This is a genomic window from Paenibacillus sp. 32O-W (assembly GCF_007679495.1).
In the GTDB taxonomy this organism is placed as follows: domain Bacteria; phylum Bacillota; class Bacilli; order Paenibacillales; family NBRC-103111; genus Paenibacillus_L; species Paenibacillus_L residui.
On sequence record NZ_VEGP01000229.1, the window covers coordinates 1 to 212 of the forward strand.

The 212-nt window shown below is 52.4% G+C and carries 1 tRNA gene; it reads right to left on the reverse strand.

Annotation, left to right across the window (positions count from 1 at the left end):
• Positions 1-72, reverse strand: a tRNA-Ala gene (locus tag FS806_RS25540).
• Between the last annotated feature and the right edge of the window lie 140 nt (positions 73-212).

Below are 212 nucleotides of genomic sequence, written 5' to 3' on the forward strand. Positions count from 1 at the left end.
GGAGCCAAGCGGGATCGAACCGCTGACCTCCTGCTTGCAAGGCAGGCGCTCTCCCAGCTGAGCTATGGCCCCTAACTTCGCCCCCATACATAACCCAAATAGTGAAGTGATGCTTTGAGGCTAATGTAGCCCAATGCTTCACCTGCTTAATCTTTAGGCTTATTCACTTTTTACAGGCTTAAATGGTGGGCCCTAGTGGACTCGAACCACCG